The sequence below is a fragment of the Actinomadura hibisca NBRC 15177 genome (assembly GCF_001552635.1).
Taxonomy (GTDB): Bacteria; Actinomycetota; Actinomycetes; order Streptosporangiales; family Streptosporangiaceae; genus Spirillospora; species Spirillospora hibisca.
Genome location: NZ_BCRO01000012.1, coordinates 234,659 through 250,844, shown reverse-complemented (window position 1 = coordinate 250,844; position 16,186 = coordinate 234,659). Strand labels below are relative to the sequence as shown.

Genomic DNA, 16,186 nt, shown 5'->3' with positions numbered 1-16,186 from the left:
CATCCCCGGCACGCCGCATCCCGTCCTACGAGACGTGCTCCAGCTCCCGCTTCTCGACGGCCTCGGGCTCCGGCGGGGCGGGCGGGACGGGCCGGGACGCGCCCGGCCACCACCAGTTCGCGTGCCCGAGCAGGCTCATCAGCGCCGGGACGAGCATCAGCCGCACGATCGTCGCGTCCACCGCGACCGCCACCGCGAGGCCCAGCGCCATCATCTTCACCGTCGGGTCCGGCTGCGGCACGAACGACGCGAACACGAAGATCATGATGAGCGCGGCCGAGGTGATCAGCCGGGCGGTGGCCGCGATGCCGGTCACCACGCTCTCGTGCGGGTCGCCCGAGCGCTGGTACTCCTCGCGGATGCGCGACAGCAGGAACACCTCGTAGTCCATGGACAGCCCGAAGATCAGCGCGAACATGAACAGCGGCACGAACGACATGATCGGGATGGCCTGGTCCACGCCCAGCAGCTCCACGCCCCAGCCCCACTGGAACACCGCCGTCACCACGCCGAACGACGCCCCGATCGACAGCAGGTTCATCAGCGCGGCCTTCAGCGGCACCAGCACCGACCGGAACGCGATCACCAGCAGCAGCAGCGCGACCCCGACCACCGCCACCACGACCGTGAGCATGCGGTCCCCCACGGTGTCGGCCATGTCGATGATCGCGGGGTTCTCGCCGCCCAGGTAGACGGTCGCGCCCGGATGCTCGGCCTTGACCGCCGGGATGTCGGAGCCGCGCAGCCGGTGCACCAGGTCGGTGGTCTCCTTGTCGTGCGGCGCGCCCTCGGGGATCACGGTGAGCATGGTCGTGGTGCCCGAGACGATCGGATCGCCCACGAACGCGACGCCCGGCACCTCCGAGAAGCGCTGCCGCAGGTCCTGCCCCAGCAGCGTCGCCTTCGCGTCGGGCTTCTTGGTGATGTCCGGCGCGCCCTTGGGCAGCTTCACCTTCGGCGGCTTCTTGATCCGCTCGACCTTGCCCGGCACCTTGGCGACGATCAGGAACGGGCTGTAGTGCCCGGCCCCGAACTCCTTGGCCACCACGTCGTACGCCTGCCGCGACTCGGTCTTGGGCGAGTTCAGGCTGTCGGCCATCACGCCGAAGCGCAGGCTCAGGGTCGGGATCGCCAGGACGAGCAGCAGCAGCGTCCCGAAGATCGCGTACGGCCAGGCGCGGCGGTCCACGTGCCGTCCCCACCGCGCCCAGCGCTCGGAGCTGCGGTCGGGCCGCACGCGCGGCAGCTTGTAGCGGTCGATGCGCGTGCCGAGCGCCCCCAGGATCGCGGGCAGCAACGTCAGCGCGGCCAGCACCATCAGGCCGACCGCCAGCGCCGAGGCGAGCCCGATCCGGCCGATGAACGCGATGCCCGACAGGAACAGCCCGCAGATCGCGAACACGACCGTGCCGCCCGCGAACAGCACCGCGTGGCCCGAGTGCGCCATCGCGTGCCCGACGGCCGTCTCCGGGTCGTCGCCCTCGGCGAGCTGCTGCCGGTAGCGGGTCACGATGAACAGCGCGTAGTCGATGCCCGCGCCGATGCCGAGCATCGCGGCGACCATCGGCGCGGTCGGGTGCACCTCGGTGTGCGCGGCGGCCAGGTGGATCGCCGAGTACGCGATCGCCATCCCGCACAGCGACACCAGGATCGGGATGCCCGCCGCCAGGTAGGACCCGAACGCCAGCAGCAGCACCGCCATCGCCAGCGCGATGCCGACGCCCTCCTGCGGCCCGCCCTTGGGCTGGTTGAGGATCATCGCGACGATGCCGCCGAACTTGACGTCCAGCCCGGCCATCCGCGCGGGCTCGACGGCGGTGTTCAGCTTGTCCAGGTCGGCCGCGCTGACGTCGCCCATGTCGCCGGTCAGGTTGACGCGGATCATCACCGCGCGGGCCGTCTTGATGCCGCCCTGCCCCTGCGCGTAGGGGTTCTCGGTGAACGCGACGCGGTCCAGCCGGCCGATGTTGCGGATCGACTCGCCGATGGTGAGCGCGGCCCGCCAGTCCGACGGGCCCACCTCGGGCGTGCCGGTGAACACCACGCTGGCGGTCGGCCCCGTCATCGCCGGGAAGTCCTCGCGCAGGGTGTCCACGGCGCGCTGGGTCTCGGTGCCGGGCAGGCTGCTCTGCTGGACGAACATGCCGCCGCCCGCGATCCCCGCGATCACCGTACTGACGATCACCAGGAGCCATGCCGCGAACACCAGCCGTCGCCGCCGCACGCACCAGCGGCCCAGCCGTTCCAGAAAGCGCGCCATGATCGCAGAAAAACACGCGCGGTGCAGTTTTGCAATAGCTGCAAAAATGCAGTCATGGTAATGTCCCGTGATGTGGATCACGTTGGGCTGCGCGAGCGCAAGAAGCGCCGCACCCGGCAGGCGCTCGCCGCCGCCGCGCTGCGGCTGTTCGCCGAGCGCGGCTACGAGGAGACGACGATCGCCGACATCGCGGCCGAGGCCGACGTCTCCCCGCGCACCTTCTTCAGCTACTTCCCCTCAAAAGAAGACGTGGTCTTCGCCGAGATGGACGACCGCCTCGCCGAGGTCGGCGAGCAGCTGGCGGCCCGCCCGCCCGGCGAACCGCCGCTGGCCACCGTCCGCAACGCGATGGTCACGGTGATGGAGGCGCTGGCCGCCGAGCACGGCGCGTACGGCGCGGTGCAGGTGCGGCTGGTCCTGGAGCGTCCCGCGCTGCGCGCCCAGGCGTTGCAGCGGCTGGCCGACACCCAGGCCGAGATCGAGGAGTGGCTGCGCGAGCTGAGCCCCGGCATCGACGAGATCGACGCGGTGGCCGCCACCGGCATGGCGGTCGGCGCGATGCAGTCGGTGATCGTGCACTGCCGCCGGGGCGGCTACGACCCGGCGGCCATGCGCGCGGCGCTGGACCGGACCCTCAACATCGTGGAGAACGGGCTCGGCTCCGTCGCGGCCATGCACCGCTCCCCATAGGATGCGGTTTCCCCGCTAAGCCCGTTTTCGAGGGAGACCTCCGCGTTGCCCCGTCCGCTCTCCGCCGTGCTGGCCGCGGCGCTGGTGTTGTGCGCCTGCGTGGCCTCCGATCCCGTCCGCAGGGCCATCGGGACGGCCGAGGCCGCGGCCGAGCGGCGCGCCCCGGTGGTGCTGGTGCTCGGCGACAGCTACACCACCGGCATCCGCGGCATCACCCCCGAACGGGCCTACGCCGCGCAGACCGCCCGCGCGCTGGGCTGGCAGGTCGTGATCGCCGGGCACGCCGGGACGGGCTTCGCGGGCACCGGCGGCACCGGCAAGACCTTCGCCACCCTCGACGAGGAGCAGCTCGCCTGGCGGCCCGTCCCCGACATGGTGCTGGTCTCCGGCGGCCACAACGACGTCTGGTACCCGCCGGGCCTGGTGCAGCAGAACGCGCGCGACCTGCTCGGCAAGATGCGCAAGCGCTGGCCCGGCGCGCAGCTGGTGCTGGTCGGGCCGATGTGGGGCGGCGACCCGGGGCCGACGGCGCTGACGGTGCGCGACGTGCTGCGCGAGGCCGCCGCCGGGATGCGGGTGCCGTTCATCGACCCGCTGGGCGAGCGCTGGATCACCGGCAACGTGCGGCGCGGCCTCGGCAACGCGCCGCGCTACATCCGCTCCGACGGCACCCACCCCAACGAGGCGGGCAACCGCTACATCGCCGGCCGGCTGGTCGCCGACCTGCGCGCCCGCAAGCTGGACCGGCCGATGCTCGGCCGTCCCCCGCTCACCAGGTGACCTACCAGGGGCCGTAGGGACCGCTGTTGGAACGGCCGCCCTTGCCCTTGCCCTTGTACGGCTTGACGGCCGGGCGCACGTCGGCCAGGTAGACGGCCGAGGCGATGAAGGCGGCCACCGGCAGGATGCCGAGCAGCAGCATGATCGGCGACGCGCCGGTCAGCGGCGCGACCGCGTGCGCGGCGCCGAGCACCGCCGCCACGGCGAGGATCGCCAGCCACATGTTCTTCTTGAGCTTGCCCGCGGCCTCGTAGGCGGGCGCGGGCGTGGTCAGCCCGTCCACCAGGGCCCACAGCTCCATCACGAAAGCGATGATCAGAAGAAGCCAGAAGAAGAAGTGCAGTACACCGAAGGCGGCCACTGGTGATCAACGCTCCTGTCCGTCTCGGGCGGCGCGCGCTGCCGCGGGGTCGTGCCGGTCCGTCCAACCCTATGCGCCCGGTCGCCCACGGGGCGAGCACGGCGCTCTCCAGGAAAGACGACGGGGCCCTACCAGGTGTTCCCGGTAGGGCTGTGTCCCAAAGCCCTGGCCCAGGGGACTCGCCTGGCGGCTCGTCCCCTGACCACGGCTGGGCGAGTGCCACATCGCTTCGCGATCAGGCCCGGCGGGGCTCGCCTTCGGCGTCGCCCCGCCGGGCCTGTTAGTCACTCGCGCGACGGCTGGGCCCTACGACGGACCCGCAAGCGTGCTCCTGAGATCAGGAGTTCTTCTTGTTGCCAGCGCTGGCGGGCGACTTGGTCTGCTCCTGCGCGGTCTTGCGGGCCTGGCCGGCCTTGGCCTTGGACGCGGGCTTGCGCGCGTCCCCGGCCGACACCGCGGCGACGCCCTCGGCCGACTCGGCGACCTCGGCGGCGGTGCGGTGCACGACCTTCTTGCCGCGCTCGGCCAGCTCGTCGATGAAGCCGACGGCGCGGGTGCCGAAGTGCGTGGCGTAGGCGACGGCCGCGCCCGGGATGTCCTTGACCTCGATCTTGTCCTGGATGCGGGCCACGTTGTCGCGGGCCTCGCCCCGGTACTTGTCCACGTTGCGACGGGCCTGCACGCGGTAGCGGTCCACGGCCTTGCGGGCCTCGCCGCGGTACTTGTCCACGTTGCGGCGGGCCTCGCCCTGGACCTTGCCGGCCTGCTCGGGGACCTCGCGGAGCTTCTCCACCGCGAAGTCGCCGGCGCCGGCGAGGGTGTAGACGGCCTTGTTGTCACGGAAGGTGCTGGCGAGCGTCATCCTGCCTCGTCCTTTCCTGCGGTCTGGTCGTGCTCGGGGGTCATGCCGTTGGCTTGGTTCTCCTTGTGGAAGGTGGCGTAGATGTCGAGCAACACCTGCTTCTGCCGTTCCGTCAGGAGGAGGTCGGCGCGAACGGCGGCCTGCACGTCGGTGTCGGCCTCGCGTTCCTCCAAAATCCCGGCCTGCACGTAGAGCACCTCGGCGGAGATCCGCAGGCCCTTGGCGATCTGGGCGAGGATCTCGGCGCTGGGCTTGCGCAGGCCGCGCTCGATCTGGCTCAGGTAGGGATTGGAGATCCCCGAGACGTCCGCGAGCTGGCGCATCGAGATCTTCGCCCGCGTGCGCTGCTCCCGGATGTACTCGCCGATCGAGCCGACCTTCGAACTTGCCATGTCTCCACCCTGCGTCAGAGTGCTTGCTATTGCAAGCACGCAGCTAGCACTTTGGCCGTGATACCGCTCACAACCTCGACATATGTGACGCCCATCATGCTAAAGCGCTTGCTGGGCCCCTCCGGGAGGCGGGTTCGCGCCGGTCAGGAGACCGCGTCCGTCGCCGCCGTCCAGGTGTTGCAGTAGGCCAGCCGCTGCTTCAGGTAGCCGGTGCGCACCCAGCCCGCGTAGGCGCGGCCCGAGCCGTGGTCGCGCAGCTCGGGGGGCTGGCGCTCGTCGCCGCGCCCCTGCACGTCCTCCATCATCGCGAGGTACTGGAGGCGCGTCATCGGCAGCGTGCGGCGCTCGGCCCCCAGGAACGCGCCCGCCAGGCACTGCGCCTGGAGCTCGATGCGGCGGCTGACCTCCACGCGCGCCAGCGACCCGGCGTTCTCCATCTGCTGCTGGCCGTAGGCGAGGATGCCCGCGCGGTCCTGCACGTGGTGGCCGTACTCGTGCGCGATGACGCGCGCGAACACCGCGAAGTGCGCCAGCGGCTCGCCGCCGGAAGTCTCCACGATGTGCTTCAGCCCCACGTACATGGTGTTGTTGGCCGGGCAGTAGAACGCCGAGGCGCCCGGCGTCGGGTAGGTGCCGCAGGGGCTGGTGCCCGGCTGGTCCCAGAACACCCGTTTGGGCGGGTCGAACGGCAGGTCCGCCTTGCCGAACTGCCGCTCCCAGACGTGGTCTAGGCAGTCGCTCAGGATGTTCATGAAGCGCCGCATCGGCTCGGTGCCCGGCGTGATCACGGGCAGCGCGCAGCCGTTCCCGCCGAGCGCCCCCGTCTTGTACAGCGGGTTGGCGGTGGCCTTCTCCCGGGCCACCGGCGCGGCCGAACCTGGCCGGATCGGGCCACCCTCGCCCGGTCCGAACAGCGTGAAGCCGAGCACCGCCAGCACCGCCAGCGAGGCCAGGCCGCCGACCAGGGCCGCGATCGTCCCGCCCGCGCTGCGGCGCGGCGGCCTGCGCGGCGGGGCGTAGTAGTAGCCCGGTCCCCCGGGCGCGGGCAGGCCGCTCGGCGGCACGCGCGGCGGCGCCGGTGAGGGGTGATGACCTGCCATAGCCGGAAATCATCGCACGGCTTGCCGCTACGATTTGCGGCCATGTCTGGCTTTGCGGCGCCGGGGCGCGCGCGGACGGCGTGCGCCGCCCTGGCGGTCTCCGCCCTCCTCCCCCTGTCCCTGCCCACCACGGCCTCCGCCGCCACCGCCACCGCCACCGCCGACCGGACGGCCGCGAGCGCCGCCGACGGCCGCGTGCTCAAGGACGAGGTCGCCCTCACCCTCGGACGCGGCGGCACCGCCAAGGTGCGCGAGACCGTCACCTACCGCTTCGCGGGCGGCCGCGAGATCCAGCGGCGCTTCGTCACCCGCGACCACGAGGGCATCACCCGCGACCGGGTGTTCGAGCTGGTGAACGTGCGCGCCTCCAGCCCGGACGGCGGTCCCACCAAGGTGGCCGTCACCGGCCAGGACACCGAGACAACGGTCAAGGTCAGCGCCGACGGCGCGCTCAACGGGCAGCGCACCGTCGTGCTGGAGTACGACGTGCGCGGCGCGGTCACCCCGCTGGGCGCGACCGAGGAGTTCCGCTGGCCCGCCATCGGCGGCTGGAAGGTGCCGGTGGACGAGGCCCGCGCCACCGTGGGCGGCGTGCCGCTGCGCAGCGTCAACTGCTTCGCCGGGCCGCTGGCCAGCGCCATCGGGTGCTCGCAGTTCTCGATGGCGCACACCCGCGCGCAGGGCCTGTACGTGCAGCAGGGCATGTTGCCCGGCGAGTACCTGACGGTCGTCGCGGGGATGCCGGCGGGCGCGACCGGCGGCAAGCCGATCTACGAGCGGCGGCACACGCTGGCCACCGCGTTCTCGGTGAACGGCGTCACCGGCGCGGCGCTGCTCGGGCTGCTGGTGCTGCTGCTGGGCGGGTTCGCGGCGCTGTACCTGCTGCGCGGCCGGGACGCGCGGGTCGTCGGGAAGAAGGCGGCCGAGGGCGACCACGCGCCAGTGGCGGGCGAGGCGTTCGAGCCGCCGGACGGGGTGCGGCCCGGCCAGATCGGCACGCTGATCGACGAGCAGGCCGACGTCATCGACGTCACCGCCACCATCGTGGACCTCGCGGTGCGCGGCTACCTGCTGATCGAGGAGGACGAGCCGACCGCCGTCCGCAAGCTCGACTGGGTGCTGCGCCGCCTGGCGCGGCCCGCCACCGAGGAGTTGCTGACCTACGAGCGGCTGCTGCTGGAGGCGCTGTTCACCGCGCCGGACGGCGCGGCGCGCGGCGAGGTGCGGCTGTCGGAGCTCGGCGGGACGTTCGCCGCGCGCCTCGCCGAGGTGCGGTCGGCGATGTACGACGACGTGGTGGCGCAGGGCTGGTTCGCCCGCCGCCCCGACACCGTGCGCTCGCGCTGGACGATCGCCGGATCGGTGCTGACCGTGCTCGGCGTCGCCGGGACGGTCGCGCTCGCGCTGACCACCGACCTGGCGCTGGCCGGCCTCGCGGTGATCATCGCGGGCGCGGCGATGGCGTACGCGGGCCAGTACATGCCCGCCAAGACGGCGCGGGGCTCGACGGTGCTGGCGCACACGATCGGGTTCCGGGCGTTCCTGGAGCGCGGCGAGGTGGCGGACGAGGGCATGGCGGGGACGCAGCGCATCGCGCTGTTCTCGCGGTTCCTGCCGTACGCGGTGGTGTTCGGCGTGGTGCCGAAGTGGGCCGAGACCGTCAAGGACGCCGGGGAGCGCGCCGAGGGGGCCGACAACCTGTACTGGTACGAGGGCCCGGCGGAGTGGGACCTGTCCGGTTTCGCCGAGTCGATGCGGACCTTCACGCTGGCCACCTCGGGTTCGATCTCCCAGTCGCGGGGGTTGTGAGGCGCGTCATCGGGTTGATCGCCTCCTGCCGGGTAGGGGCCTACCCGACAGGAGGAGGTGACCGCCATGCTCGCCGAAGCAGCACCCACGGGCGCCAATTACTGGCTGATCCTGGGGCCCATCATCATCGCCATCGTGATCATCACGTGGATCGCGATCACCCGGTCGGCCTCGCGCAAGCGGGTGGACCACAAGGCGCCGGATCCGGACGCATTGTCGGGCCGCGGGCCCGTCGACGGCGGCGTGATCAAGGGCGACCCGGGGCAGCGCAAGCCCTGACCGCCGGACACCCCGGACCATCGGGGTGTTCCGCCGCCAGGTAAGATGTCTGACATCTTACCTAGGAGGATCACCGTGCCCCTCAGTCCGGTCCCGGGCGGCTCCACCGTCGACGCCGTGCTCGACCAGCTCCAGGCCGAGGTCAGCACCGGCGGCTGGCGGGTCGGCGAGCGCATCCCCGGCGAGCTGGACCTCGCGTCGCAGCTCGGCGTGAGCCGTCCGGCCGTCCGGGAGGCGATCCGCGCGCTGACGCACGTCGGCGTGCTGGAGGTGCGGCGCGGCGACGGCACCTACGTGCGCAGCAGCGCCGACCCGCGCCCGCTGATCAACCGGGTCGGACACGCCGACCTGCGGGACGTCTTCGAGGTGCAGCTCGCCTACGACGTGCAGGCCGCCCGCCTGGCCGCGCGCCGCCGCACCGACGACGACATCGCCCGGCTGACGGGCCTGCTGGAGGCGCGGGCCGCCGCGACGGGGGCCGTGGAGTTCGGCGACGCCGACGCGCGGTTCCACCTGGGCGTGGTCGAGGCGACGCGGAACCCGGTGCTGATCGAGGCGGTGCGGTACTTCCTGCGCCGCCTGGGCGACTCGATGGCCACGCTGCGCCTGGACCACCAGGTGCCGGAGGCGAGCCAGCAGGCGCACCAGGACGTACTGGACGCGATCGTGGCACGCGACGCGGACGCCGCCGGACTGGCGGCGGCAGCCATCATCGAGCCGACGCTCGCGGCGCTGGAAGAGCTGATGGCCGAGGACGGCCGGTGACCGGGCGGCGCGCGACGACGCTCGCGCAGCTGGCCCTGATCGTCCTGGTGGCGCTGAACCTACGCCCCGCGATCACGGCCGTCGGCCCCCTCCTGACAGATATCCGAAACGAGTTCCACCTGTCAGGCACAGCAGCAGGTGCACTGACGACGTTGCCCCTGGTGTGCTTCGGGGCCTACGGCCTGGTAGCCCCGTTCCTACGCCGCACTCCCCGCAGCGAGACCCTGCTGGTAAGCAGCATGACGCTACTGGTCGCGGCGCTCCTACTACGCTTACTCGACGCCCCAGCCGCCCTGTTCACCGGCTCCCTCGTGGCCGGAATAGCGATCAGCATCGGCAACATCGCCATGCCCGCGATCATCAAGCGGGACCACCCGACCTCGATCCCCACGGTGACCGCCGTGTACTCCGTCGCAGTCACGATCGGCGCGGCGGCCTCCTCGGGCCTGGCGGTGCCGGTGGAGCAACTGACCGGCGGCTCCTGGCGCTGGCCGCTGGCACTGCTGGCGATCCCGGCGGCCATCGCGGCACTGGTGTGGCTGCCCCGGATGCGGCGACCGATCAGATCCGTCGGCGCGGCCCCGGAGGGCCCGCCCGAACCCGCCCGCGCGGTGGCACGGATCGTGTGGCGCTCGCCGCTGGCCTGGGCGGTCACCATATTCATGGGCACCCAGTCGTTGCTGGCCTACGTGGTGATCGGGTGGCTGCCGACCATCTGCCAGGACCGGGGCATGGCTGAGGCGCCGGCCGGATACGTGATGGCGTTGTCCAGCCTGCTCCAAGCCGTGGGAGCGCTGGCGGTGCCGGTGGTGGCACGGCGAACTCGCGATCAGCGGCCGCTGGTGCTGGCCGTGGTGGTGCTGTGCGTGATCGGGTTCGCGGGGATCACCTGGGCGCCGATTGGATCCGTCTGGCTGTGGGCGGTCGTGCTGGGCCTGGGACAGGGCGTGGGCTTCGCAACCGCCCTCTCCTTCCTGGGCCTGCGCTCGCACGACGCACGGATCGCCGGGCAGCTCTCAGGCATGGCGCAGGGCGTCGGCTACGTGATCGCGGCACTCGGACCGCTGGGCCTGGGCGCGCTGCACGACGTGACGCACGCCTGGACGGTGCCGATGGTGATCGTCCTGGTGATCTCGGTGGCACTCGCAGTACCGGGCATGGCAGCGGGACGCGACCGGACCGTAGGGGGCGACGAACCAGCGGCCGAACTCTCCCCCGCCCTCCGCTGACCTGCCGTTTCGGTGGCACACGCCAGGGAAGTAACGATATGACTGCTTAAAGTCATGTCAGCCGACGTTTCCGCGCTCGATCGGGGGATCGAATGGTCACGACGATGGTGTTGACACAGGTGGCGGCCGGCCCGGCGGGCGGCGGCAGCGCCCCTACCGGCCCAGGGCTGACCCTGCTGATCGGCCCGCTGGTGATCGCACTGGCGCTGGTGACGTGGCTGGCGCTGGTGGGGTTCGCGTCCTGGCCGAGCGCGCACCCGAAGCGGGGCTACAACCAGTCGCCGCACCGGGGCCCGGCGGAGGGCGGGATGTACCGCTACCGGCCGGGGATGTTCTCGCACAGCGACGTGGGCAGGGCGATGCGAGCGGCACAGCCGCAACGGCCCAGAAAGACGAAGGTCACCGAGCCCACCCACACCACCGAGCCGGAGCCCCCGAGGAACTCAGGGGCCACCCGGCTCTAACCGAAGACGCCAGGGACGATCCGGATCGCGCCAACCGGGTCGTCCCCGCCGTGCAAGGTGACGGTGGCCAGCTCATCCAGCACATCCGGACGAGCAACGGGCACGTCCAAAGAGCGCAACAACGCAACCGTCACCGGCGTACGGGCACGCATCGCCCCATCATCGATCTTGATAACGCCCGCCCGCCCATCGGCGAACGCGAAAGCGTCCACACCCTCAGCCCCGCACTTGACGACCAGTCCGGGAACGGCATCCATGAGCCGCCGCTCCTCACGCTTGGTGCCGGAGGTCCACTGCGGAAACTCGCGCATGGCATCGGCAACAAGCCGCTCGGGACTCCCAGGCTCCGCCAAAACCAACGCACGAAAGGCCCGAGCAACACCCGTAGCCGAAACAGCGAACAACGGCGCACCACACCCATCAACACCCACCGCAGCAGGCTTCTCCCCCGTCAACTCCTCCACGACTTCACGGGTAGCGGCCTGGAGCGGATGCTCAACATGCAGATAGTTCGCAGTAGGCCACCCGGCCGCCACACAGGTGGCGAGCATCGCAGCGTGCTTGCCCGAGCAGTTCATACGCAGCCGAGACTTGGTCCCCCCGCCATGCGCAGTCTCTAGGGCAACGTCGAAATCCAGCGGCCACTGCACCGGGCACTGGAGATCATCTTCCCCGAGCCCAACCGCGGCCAGAATGCGCTCGGCACCCTCAACGTGGAAGTCCTCACCGGAGTGACTGCCAGCCGCGATAGCCAACAGCTCGCCAGCGAGCCCCAACCCGGAACGGACCATGGCGACGGCCTGCATGGGCTTGTTGGCGGACCGGGGAAAGATCGGCTCATCCGGAACCCCAACGCTCACCGCGACCGAGCCGTCAGCGGCCAGCCCGACGGCCGAGCCACGATGCCGCGACTCGACGAACCCGGACCGCTCCACCTCAACCAGCACCGGACCGCTCACGTTTCCCCCTAGGAAGCACCTACCCGACGATGATCCTTCCCAGGATATTCAGGAACGAAAGACCCGAACAGTCCTGACAGTCACCCCCACCAGGCCCAGCACACAGCCCCAGCGCCGACCCCACCCACCACAAGCCCAATGACCAGCAGCCCAAGGGCGAACAGATAGTCCCCCAGCACCACCCGAGACGGCCCCCGATGCGACACGGGCCCCGCCGCCCTGCGCGGATACGCCCCCGAACTCGGCCGCTCCCGCTCATACACAGGCCCGCCGTACTGGAGCTGCTGCCGCCCGTAGTGCGCCACCTTCACCACCCCTTCCGGAACCAGACCAGAACCCCGGCCGACCCTTCACAGGGCAGCGCGCACCATCCCCACGCGTCGGCCAGTTGCTCGACGACTTCACCAAGGCCCCGCCCGCTCTCGTCAGCGGGCCCACCCTCGGACGGACGCGGCTCGTCCTCTCCTGCCGCGACCCGGTTGTGCACCCCGACCTCGACGCACCGTTCCGCAGCGAGGAGATAGACGGCCACACGCAGCCCGGCCCCGTGCACGACGGCGTTGGTCAGCGTCTCCGACAACATGAGGACGAGGTCACCGCGCACGTCCTCCGGCAGCGCGGCCAGTCCCGCCGCCTTCTCCCCGAGCCAGCGCCGCCCATAGCGAACACTCTCAGTCTCAGCTGCAAACTCGATGAGATGACTCACCAGCCTCCCGTCTGGCAGTCGGCCATCTCGATCGAGCAGACCGGTGGACGACCGCGCTGGCCATCCATCACTCGCCATCCCACCCTCACGACCCGGCTCTTGTTGACCGTGGGATAGAAGCTTTGGGCGGCGGGGAGGCTCGCTGAGTCCCATGAGATCACTTCCCGATGTCGGCCTATGGGCATCCGAATGCACGAAGCGCAGGCACGGTGTGTCGTGCATCACTACACTTAGCGTGTCCCTCCGAGTACTGCTTGACAAGAGACTCTGATGAGAACCTCTCAAAAATCATGGAACCGACGAGGGAAAAACGCCCACGGAGGTTGCAGGCATGACAAAAGCCAATTCCACCGTCGCGGGACGCCGCCTTGCTCGCGAAATGCGGCGGCTTCGCGATCAAGCAGGCAAGAAGCGTGAAGAGTCAGCCGCGGCCGCCGGCATCGCCCCCGCGACACTGAGCAGGATCGAAGCGGGCACCCACAAGCCGAAGTCCGCCAACATCCTCGCCCTCTGCCTGTTCTACGGCCTCCCCGTCGAAGAAGCCCACCGCTACTCCGACCTCGCTCGTCAGACCAAGGAACCAGGCTGGTGGCACCGTTACAGCGACGCGCTCCCCAAGGGCTTCGAGATTCTGGTCGGACTAGAGGATGAGGCCGTCGAGATGCGGTCCTACTCGACCGACAGCATCGAAGGGCTTCTCCAAACCGAGGAGTACATGCGCGCCCAGATCCTTGCGGAACCGGAGACGCCCACCGAAGAACAGATCGAGCATCGCATCGCTGTGCGCCTCGGACGGCAGCAGCGGCTGCTGGAGGACTCGGACGCGCCTCAACTGTGGATCGTCCAGAACGAGGCCGGAATCCGCCGTCTGGTCGGAGGCTCAGCCGTGATGAAGGCGCAACTGGAACACCTGATCCTCATGTCCAGGCGCTCGAACGTCACCCTTCAAGTGCTCCCCTTCTCCAGCGGCGCACACCCGGCGTCTCAGGGCAGTTTCCGCCTCCTCGAACTTCCCAGCCAAGATGATCCCGACGTCGCTTATGTCGAGTACCGTCTGGGCAGCATCTTCTTGGAGGAACCGCAGGAAGTGGCCGTCTACGCGAAGATCTTCAACTTGCTGCGCGCTGATGCGTTGGGCCCCGACGCTACGCGGGACCTGCTGGAAGAAGCCGCCTCTCCGCTATGACGACCACCAGAGAAGGAAGGCGGGTATCCCGCCATGGGTACTTTCCGCGAAGAGAAGTTGATCTGGCGTAAGGCCAGCCGAAGCGATGGCAACGGCGGAGCCTGTGTCGAAGTCGCCGCCGATGCCGGAACCACCGTGCGCGACAGCAAGGACCCAAACGGCCCCCGTCTGCGGTTCTCCCCCTCGGAATGGACGGCATTCCACCACCGCGTGACAGCAGGCGAACTCGATCCCCGCTGACTCCTACGCCACACCGCAGCTCACCAGAGCCTCCCGCCGCCAGTGGGAGGCTCTGGCTGTCAGGCAGCTCCAGCGACCCCGCTTTCAGACAGCAGGCATCTCATCCAGATACAACAGCGCGGTGATGGTTTTCTGGCAGATGTCGCAGTGCATAGGAGCCTCTTCCGAGGTCAGGTCGCACTCGACGGTGGTCACACGGTCGACGACGCCGGTCGCCGCCTCGCCTTCCCATGCGTCAGCCCAACGACGATGGCTGGCCATCAGGGCGTCCAGGTAGCCGGTCGTCATCTCATAGAAAGCCCGGACGCCGTTGTCCTTCATGTAGCGCCAATTGAACTGCAGTGACCGCAGCGCGATCGGGAAGGGATGGTGGGCCAGCCCGACCGCCCAGCGTTCGGACACGTCATCGATGTTCAGACGAGCAGCCCGCTCGTCCAGCAGTTCCCACATGCCGGTGCGGTCGTACTCACTCAACGCGTCGGCCAGGAGATCGCGGGCGGCGGCGAGGTTTTGGGCCTTGGCGGCGAACAGGCCACCGATGTGCTCGGCGGCCTGTGCACCGGTGTCCTTGCGGGCGGCGTCGATGGCTGTCTTGATCTGAACGGCGTAGGCCGACTCCCAGGACAGTTGTTCTCCGAACCTCGACCAGGGATCGGGATAGCCCCGCTGTTCGACCGCGGCGAAGACGCGGTCGCCTTGCTGTCCCATCCTTGGCCTCCCTGGAGTTACCGTGCCGGTGCGCTCCCCTGGGTGAGGTGCGCCACGAGGTCGGCGGTCGGCACCTGGGCCTGTTCGCCGGAGTCCATGTCCCGGACCGTGACCACGCCCGCTTCCCGGTCGGCCGCGCCGTAGATCAGCGCGAATCGGGCCTGGCGGTCCCCTGCCCACTTGAGCTGCTTGGCCAGCTTGCGGCTGGCGGCCAGGTACACCTCGGTGCGCAGGCCCGCATCGCGCAGCCGGGCGGCAAAGCCCATCACCTCGGCCGCGCCGCCCTCGTCGATCACGGTGACGGCCATATCCAGCCGTTCGCCTTCGCCGACGCTGTCATCCAGCAGCCCGATGATGCGCTCCACGCCCAGCGACCCGCCACAGGCCGGGACGTCCGGCCCGCCGAGTGCCGAGATCAGACCGTCATAGCGGCCACCAGAGGCGATCGAGCCGGGCATCCCCTCGGCCACCACTTCGAAGATGACGCCGGTGTAGTAGTCCAGGCCGCGCACCAGGCTCGGAGTGAACACGATCCGTTCAGCACCGACCTTGGGGACCGTCAACTCCAGCAGCCGGTCTATCTCGGCCAGGCCGGCGCTTCCGGCCTCGCTGTCCTTGAGCGCCGTGCGCATCCGTTCCACCGCGTCCGGCGCGGTCAGATCGCCGGTGAGGCTGCCGGCGATCTCCTGCGGCAACGATCGGGCCGCCACCAGCTCCGCCGCGACCTTCTCTGGAGAGAGCTTGTCCAGCTTGTCCAGGGTGATCAGCACTCCGCCGCCCAGCTCACCAGGGACGCCGTAGACCTCCAGCAGCCCGGCCAGGGCTTGCCGGGAGTTCACCAGCACCCGGTAACCGCGCACACCGACCGCGTCCAGCGCGTCGGTCAGCGCGCACACCACCTCAGCCTCCGCCAGAGGGGAGGCCGAGCCGACCACATCGACATCACACTGGGCGAACTCACGGAAGCGCCCCTTGCCGGGCCGGTCGGCCCGCCATACCGGTCCCATCGCGTACCGCTTGTACGGAGTGGGGAGCTGGGAACCGTAGTTGGCGACGACCCGAGCCAGCGGAACGGTCATGTCGTAGCGCAGCGCCATGTCGGCCTCGCCGGTCGCCTCGTGCTCGCCCCGGCGCAGGATCTTGAAGATGAGCTTGTCGCCCTCGTCCCCGTACTTGCCGGTCAGCGTCTCCAGCCGCTCGAACGCCGGCGTCTGCAACGGCTCGAACCCGTACCGCTCGAAGACCGTGCGGATCTGCGCGAACATCCGCTCACGCGTCCGCAACGCACCGGCGAGGAAGTCGCGGGTGCCCGACGGGGGCTCGAACTGTTGTGACATGAGAACTCCTGACCACCGTCACCGTGGAACGTGCAGAGAGCTGTCCGGTCGCCCGTCTA

At 70.2% G+C, this 16,186-nt stretch carries 18 protein-coding genes; 9 read left to right on the top strand and 9 right to left on the bottom strand.

Annotation, left to right across the window (positions count from 1 at the left end; all coding sequences use genetic code 11):
• Positions 1 to 25 precede the first annotated feature (25 nt).
• The gene (locus AH6_RS07305) at positions 26 to 2,260 is read right to left on the bottom strand and encodes an MMPL family transporter (RefSeq protein WP_067475621.1); all 2,235 of its coding nucleotides are present in this window, start codon (positions 2,258 to 2,260) and stop codon (positions 26 to 28) included.
• A 72-nt stretch (positions 2,261 to 2,332) separates the two neighbouring features.
• Here AH6_RS07305 and AH6_RS07300 point away from each other — a divergent pair, with 72 nt between their 5' ends.
• Both AH6_RS07300 and AH6_RS07295 read left to right on the top strand, forming a co-directional pair.
• Positions 2,333 to 2,950, top strand: a complete 618-nt coding sequence (locus AH6_RS07300) for a TetR family transcriptional regulator (RefSeq protein ID WP_245679214.1) — start codon at positions 2,333 to 2,335, stop codon at positions 2,948 to 2,950.
• A 45-nt stretch (positions 2,951 to 2,995) separates the two neighbouring features.
• Positions 2,996 to 3,730 (top strand): SGNH/GDSL hydrolase family protein, encoded by a 735-nt coding sequence (locus AH6_RS07295; protein WP_083982351.1) that lies wholly within the window; start codon positions 2,996 to 2,998, stop codon positions 3,728 to 3,730.
• A gap of 1 nt (position 3,731) precedes the next feature.
• Here AH6_RS07295 and AH6_RS07290 read toward each other — a convergent pair whose 3' ends face one another.
• The 4 genes from AH6_RS07290 to AH6_RS07275 form a co-directional block, all read right to left on the bottom strand.
• Complete coding sequence (locus AH6_RS07290) at positions 3,732 to 4,091, bottom strand: DUF2516 family protein (RefSeq protein ID WP_067475612.1); 360 nt, start codon at positions 4,089 to 4,091, stop codon at positions 3,732 to 3,734.
• A gap of 337 nt (positions 4,092 to 4,428) precedes the next feature.
• Positions 4,429 to 4,953, bottom strand: a complete 525-nt coding sequence (locus AH6_RS07285; RefSeq protein ID WP_067475609.1) for a hypothetical protein — start codon at positions 4,951 to 4,953, stop codon at positions 4,429 to 4,431.
• A complete protein-coding gene (locus tag AH6_RS07280) occupies positions 4,950 to 5,345 on the bottom strand; it encodes a helix-turn-helix domain-containing protein (RefSeq protein ID WP_067475606.1) in 396 nt (131 codons plus the stop codon). Before AH6_RS07280 ends, AH6_RS07285 begins: the two co-directional genes overlap by 4 nt.
• A 143-nt stretch (positions 5,346 to 5,488) precedes the next feature.
• On the bottom strand, positions 5,489 to 6,445 hold the full coding sequence (locus tag AH6_RS07275; RefSeq protein ID WP_083982349.1) for a neutral zinc metallopeptidase: 957 nt from the start codon (positions 6,443 to 6,445) through the stop codon (positions 5,489 to 5,491).
• Positions 6,446 to 6,487: 42 nt separating this feature from the next.
• Here AH6_RS07275 and AH6_RS07270 point away from each other — a divergent pair, with 42 nt between their 5' ends.
• The 5 genes from AH6_RS07270 (at position 6,488) to AH6_RS07250 (ending at position 10,991) form a co-directional block, all read left to right on the top strand.
• A complete protein-coding gene (locus AH6_RS07270) occupies positions 6,488 to 8,254 on the top strand; it encodes a DUF2207 domain-containing protein (RefSeq protein WP_067475603.1) in 1,767 nt (588 codons plus the stop codon).
• 57 nt (positions 8,255 to 8,311) lie between these two features.
• The gene (locus tag AH6_RS07265; protein ID WP_067475600.1) at positions 8,312 to 8,533 is read left to right on the top strand and encodes a hypothetical protein; all 222 of its coding nucleotides are present in this window, start codon (positions 8,312 to 8,314) and stop codon (positions 8,531 to 8,533) included.
• A gap of 75 nt (positions 8,534 to 8,608) precedes the next feature.
• Positions 8,609 to 9,298, top strand: coding sequence for a FadR/GntR family transcriptional regulator (locus AH6_RS07260; RefSeq protein ID WP_218005739.1), 690 nt, complete (start codon positions 8,609 to 8,611; stop codon positions 9,296 to 9,298).
• Positions 9,295 to 10,527: a CynX/NimT family MFS transporter gene (locus tag AH6_RS07255; protein WP_067475593.1), complete on the top strand. Its 1,233-nt coding sequence runs from the start codon at positions 9,295 to 9,297 to the stop codon at positions 10,525 to 10,527. The genes AH6_RS07260 and AH6_RS07255 overlap by 4 nt, the downstream gene beginning before the upstream one ends.
• Positions 10,528 to 10,631: 104 nt before the next feature.
• Entirely contained in the window at positions 10,632 to 10,991 is a 360-nt protein-coding gene (locus AH6_RS07250) for a hypothetical protein (protein ID WP_157431318.1), read from the top strand.
• Here the strand turns inward: AH6_RS07250 and AH6_RS07245 are convergent.
• Positions 10,988 to 11,950, bottom strand: a complete 963-nt coding sequence (locus AH6_RS07245) for an asparaginase (RefSeq protein WP_067475587.1) — start codon at positions 11,948 to 11,950, stop codon at positions 10,988 to 10,990. The genes AH6_RS07250 and AH6_RS07245 overlap by 4 nt on opposite strands.
• A gap of 307 nt (positions 11,951 to 12,257) precedes the next feature.
• On the bottom strand, positions 12,258 to 12,656 hold the full coding sequence (locus AH6_RS44585; protein ID WP_067475581.1) for an ATP-binding protein: 399 nt from the start codon (positions 12,654 to 12,656) through the stop codon (positions 12,258 to 12,260).
• Between the two features lie 331 nt (positions 12,657 to 12,987).
• On the opposite strand from AH6_RS44585, the gene AH6_RS07230 reads away from it, so the two are divergent.
• Together AH6_RS07230 and AH6_RS42185 are read left to right on the top strand one after the other, a co-directional pair.
• Positions 12,988 to 13,842 (top strand): helix-turn-helix domain-containing protein, encoded by an 855-nt coding sequence (locus AH6_RS07230; RefSeq protein WP_067475578.1) that lies wholly within the window; start codon positions 12,988 to 12,990, stop codon positions 13,840 to 13,842.
• A gap of 33 nt (positions 13,843 to 13,875) precedes the next feature.
• Positions 13,876 to 14,082, top strand: coding sequence for a DUF397 domain-containing protein (locus AH6_RS42185; RefSeq protein WP_083982347.1), 207 nt, complete (start codon positions 13,876 to 13,878; stop codon positions 14,080 to 14,082).
• 84 nt (positions 14,083 to 14,166) lie between these two features.
• Here AH6_RS42185 and AH6_RS07225 read toward each other — a convergent pair whose 3' ends face one another.
• Together AH6_RS07225 and hisS are read right to left on the bottom strand one after the other, a co-directional pair.
• Positions 14,167 to 14,790: a hypothetical protein gene (locus AH6_RS07225; RefSeq protein ID WP_067475575.1), complete on the bottom strand. Its 624-nt coding sequence runs from the start codon at positions 14,788 to 14,790 to the stop codon at positions 14,167 to 14,169.
• A 17-nt stretch (positions 14,791 to 14,807) separates the two neighbouring features.
• Entirely contained in the window at positions 14,808 to 16,127 is a 1,320-nt protein-coding gene (hisS, locus tag AH6_RS07220) for a histidine--tRNA ligase (protein WP_067475572.1), read from the bottom strand.
• Positions 16,128 to 16,186: the final 59 nt, after the last annotated feature.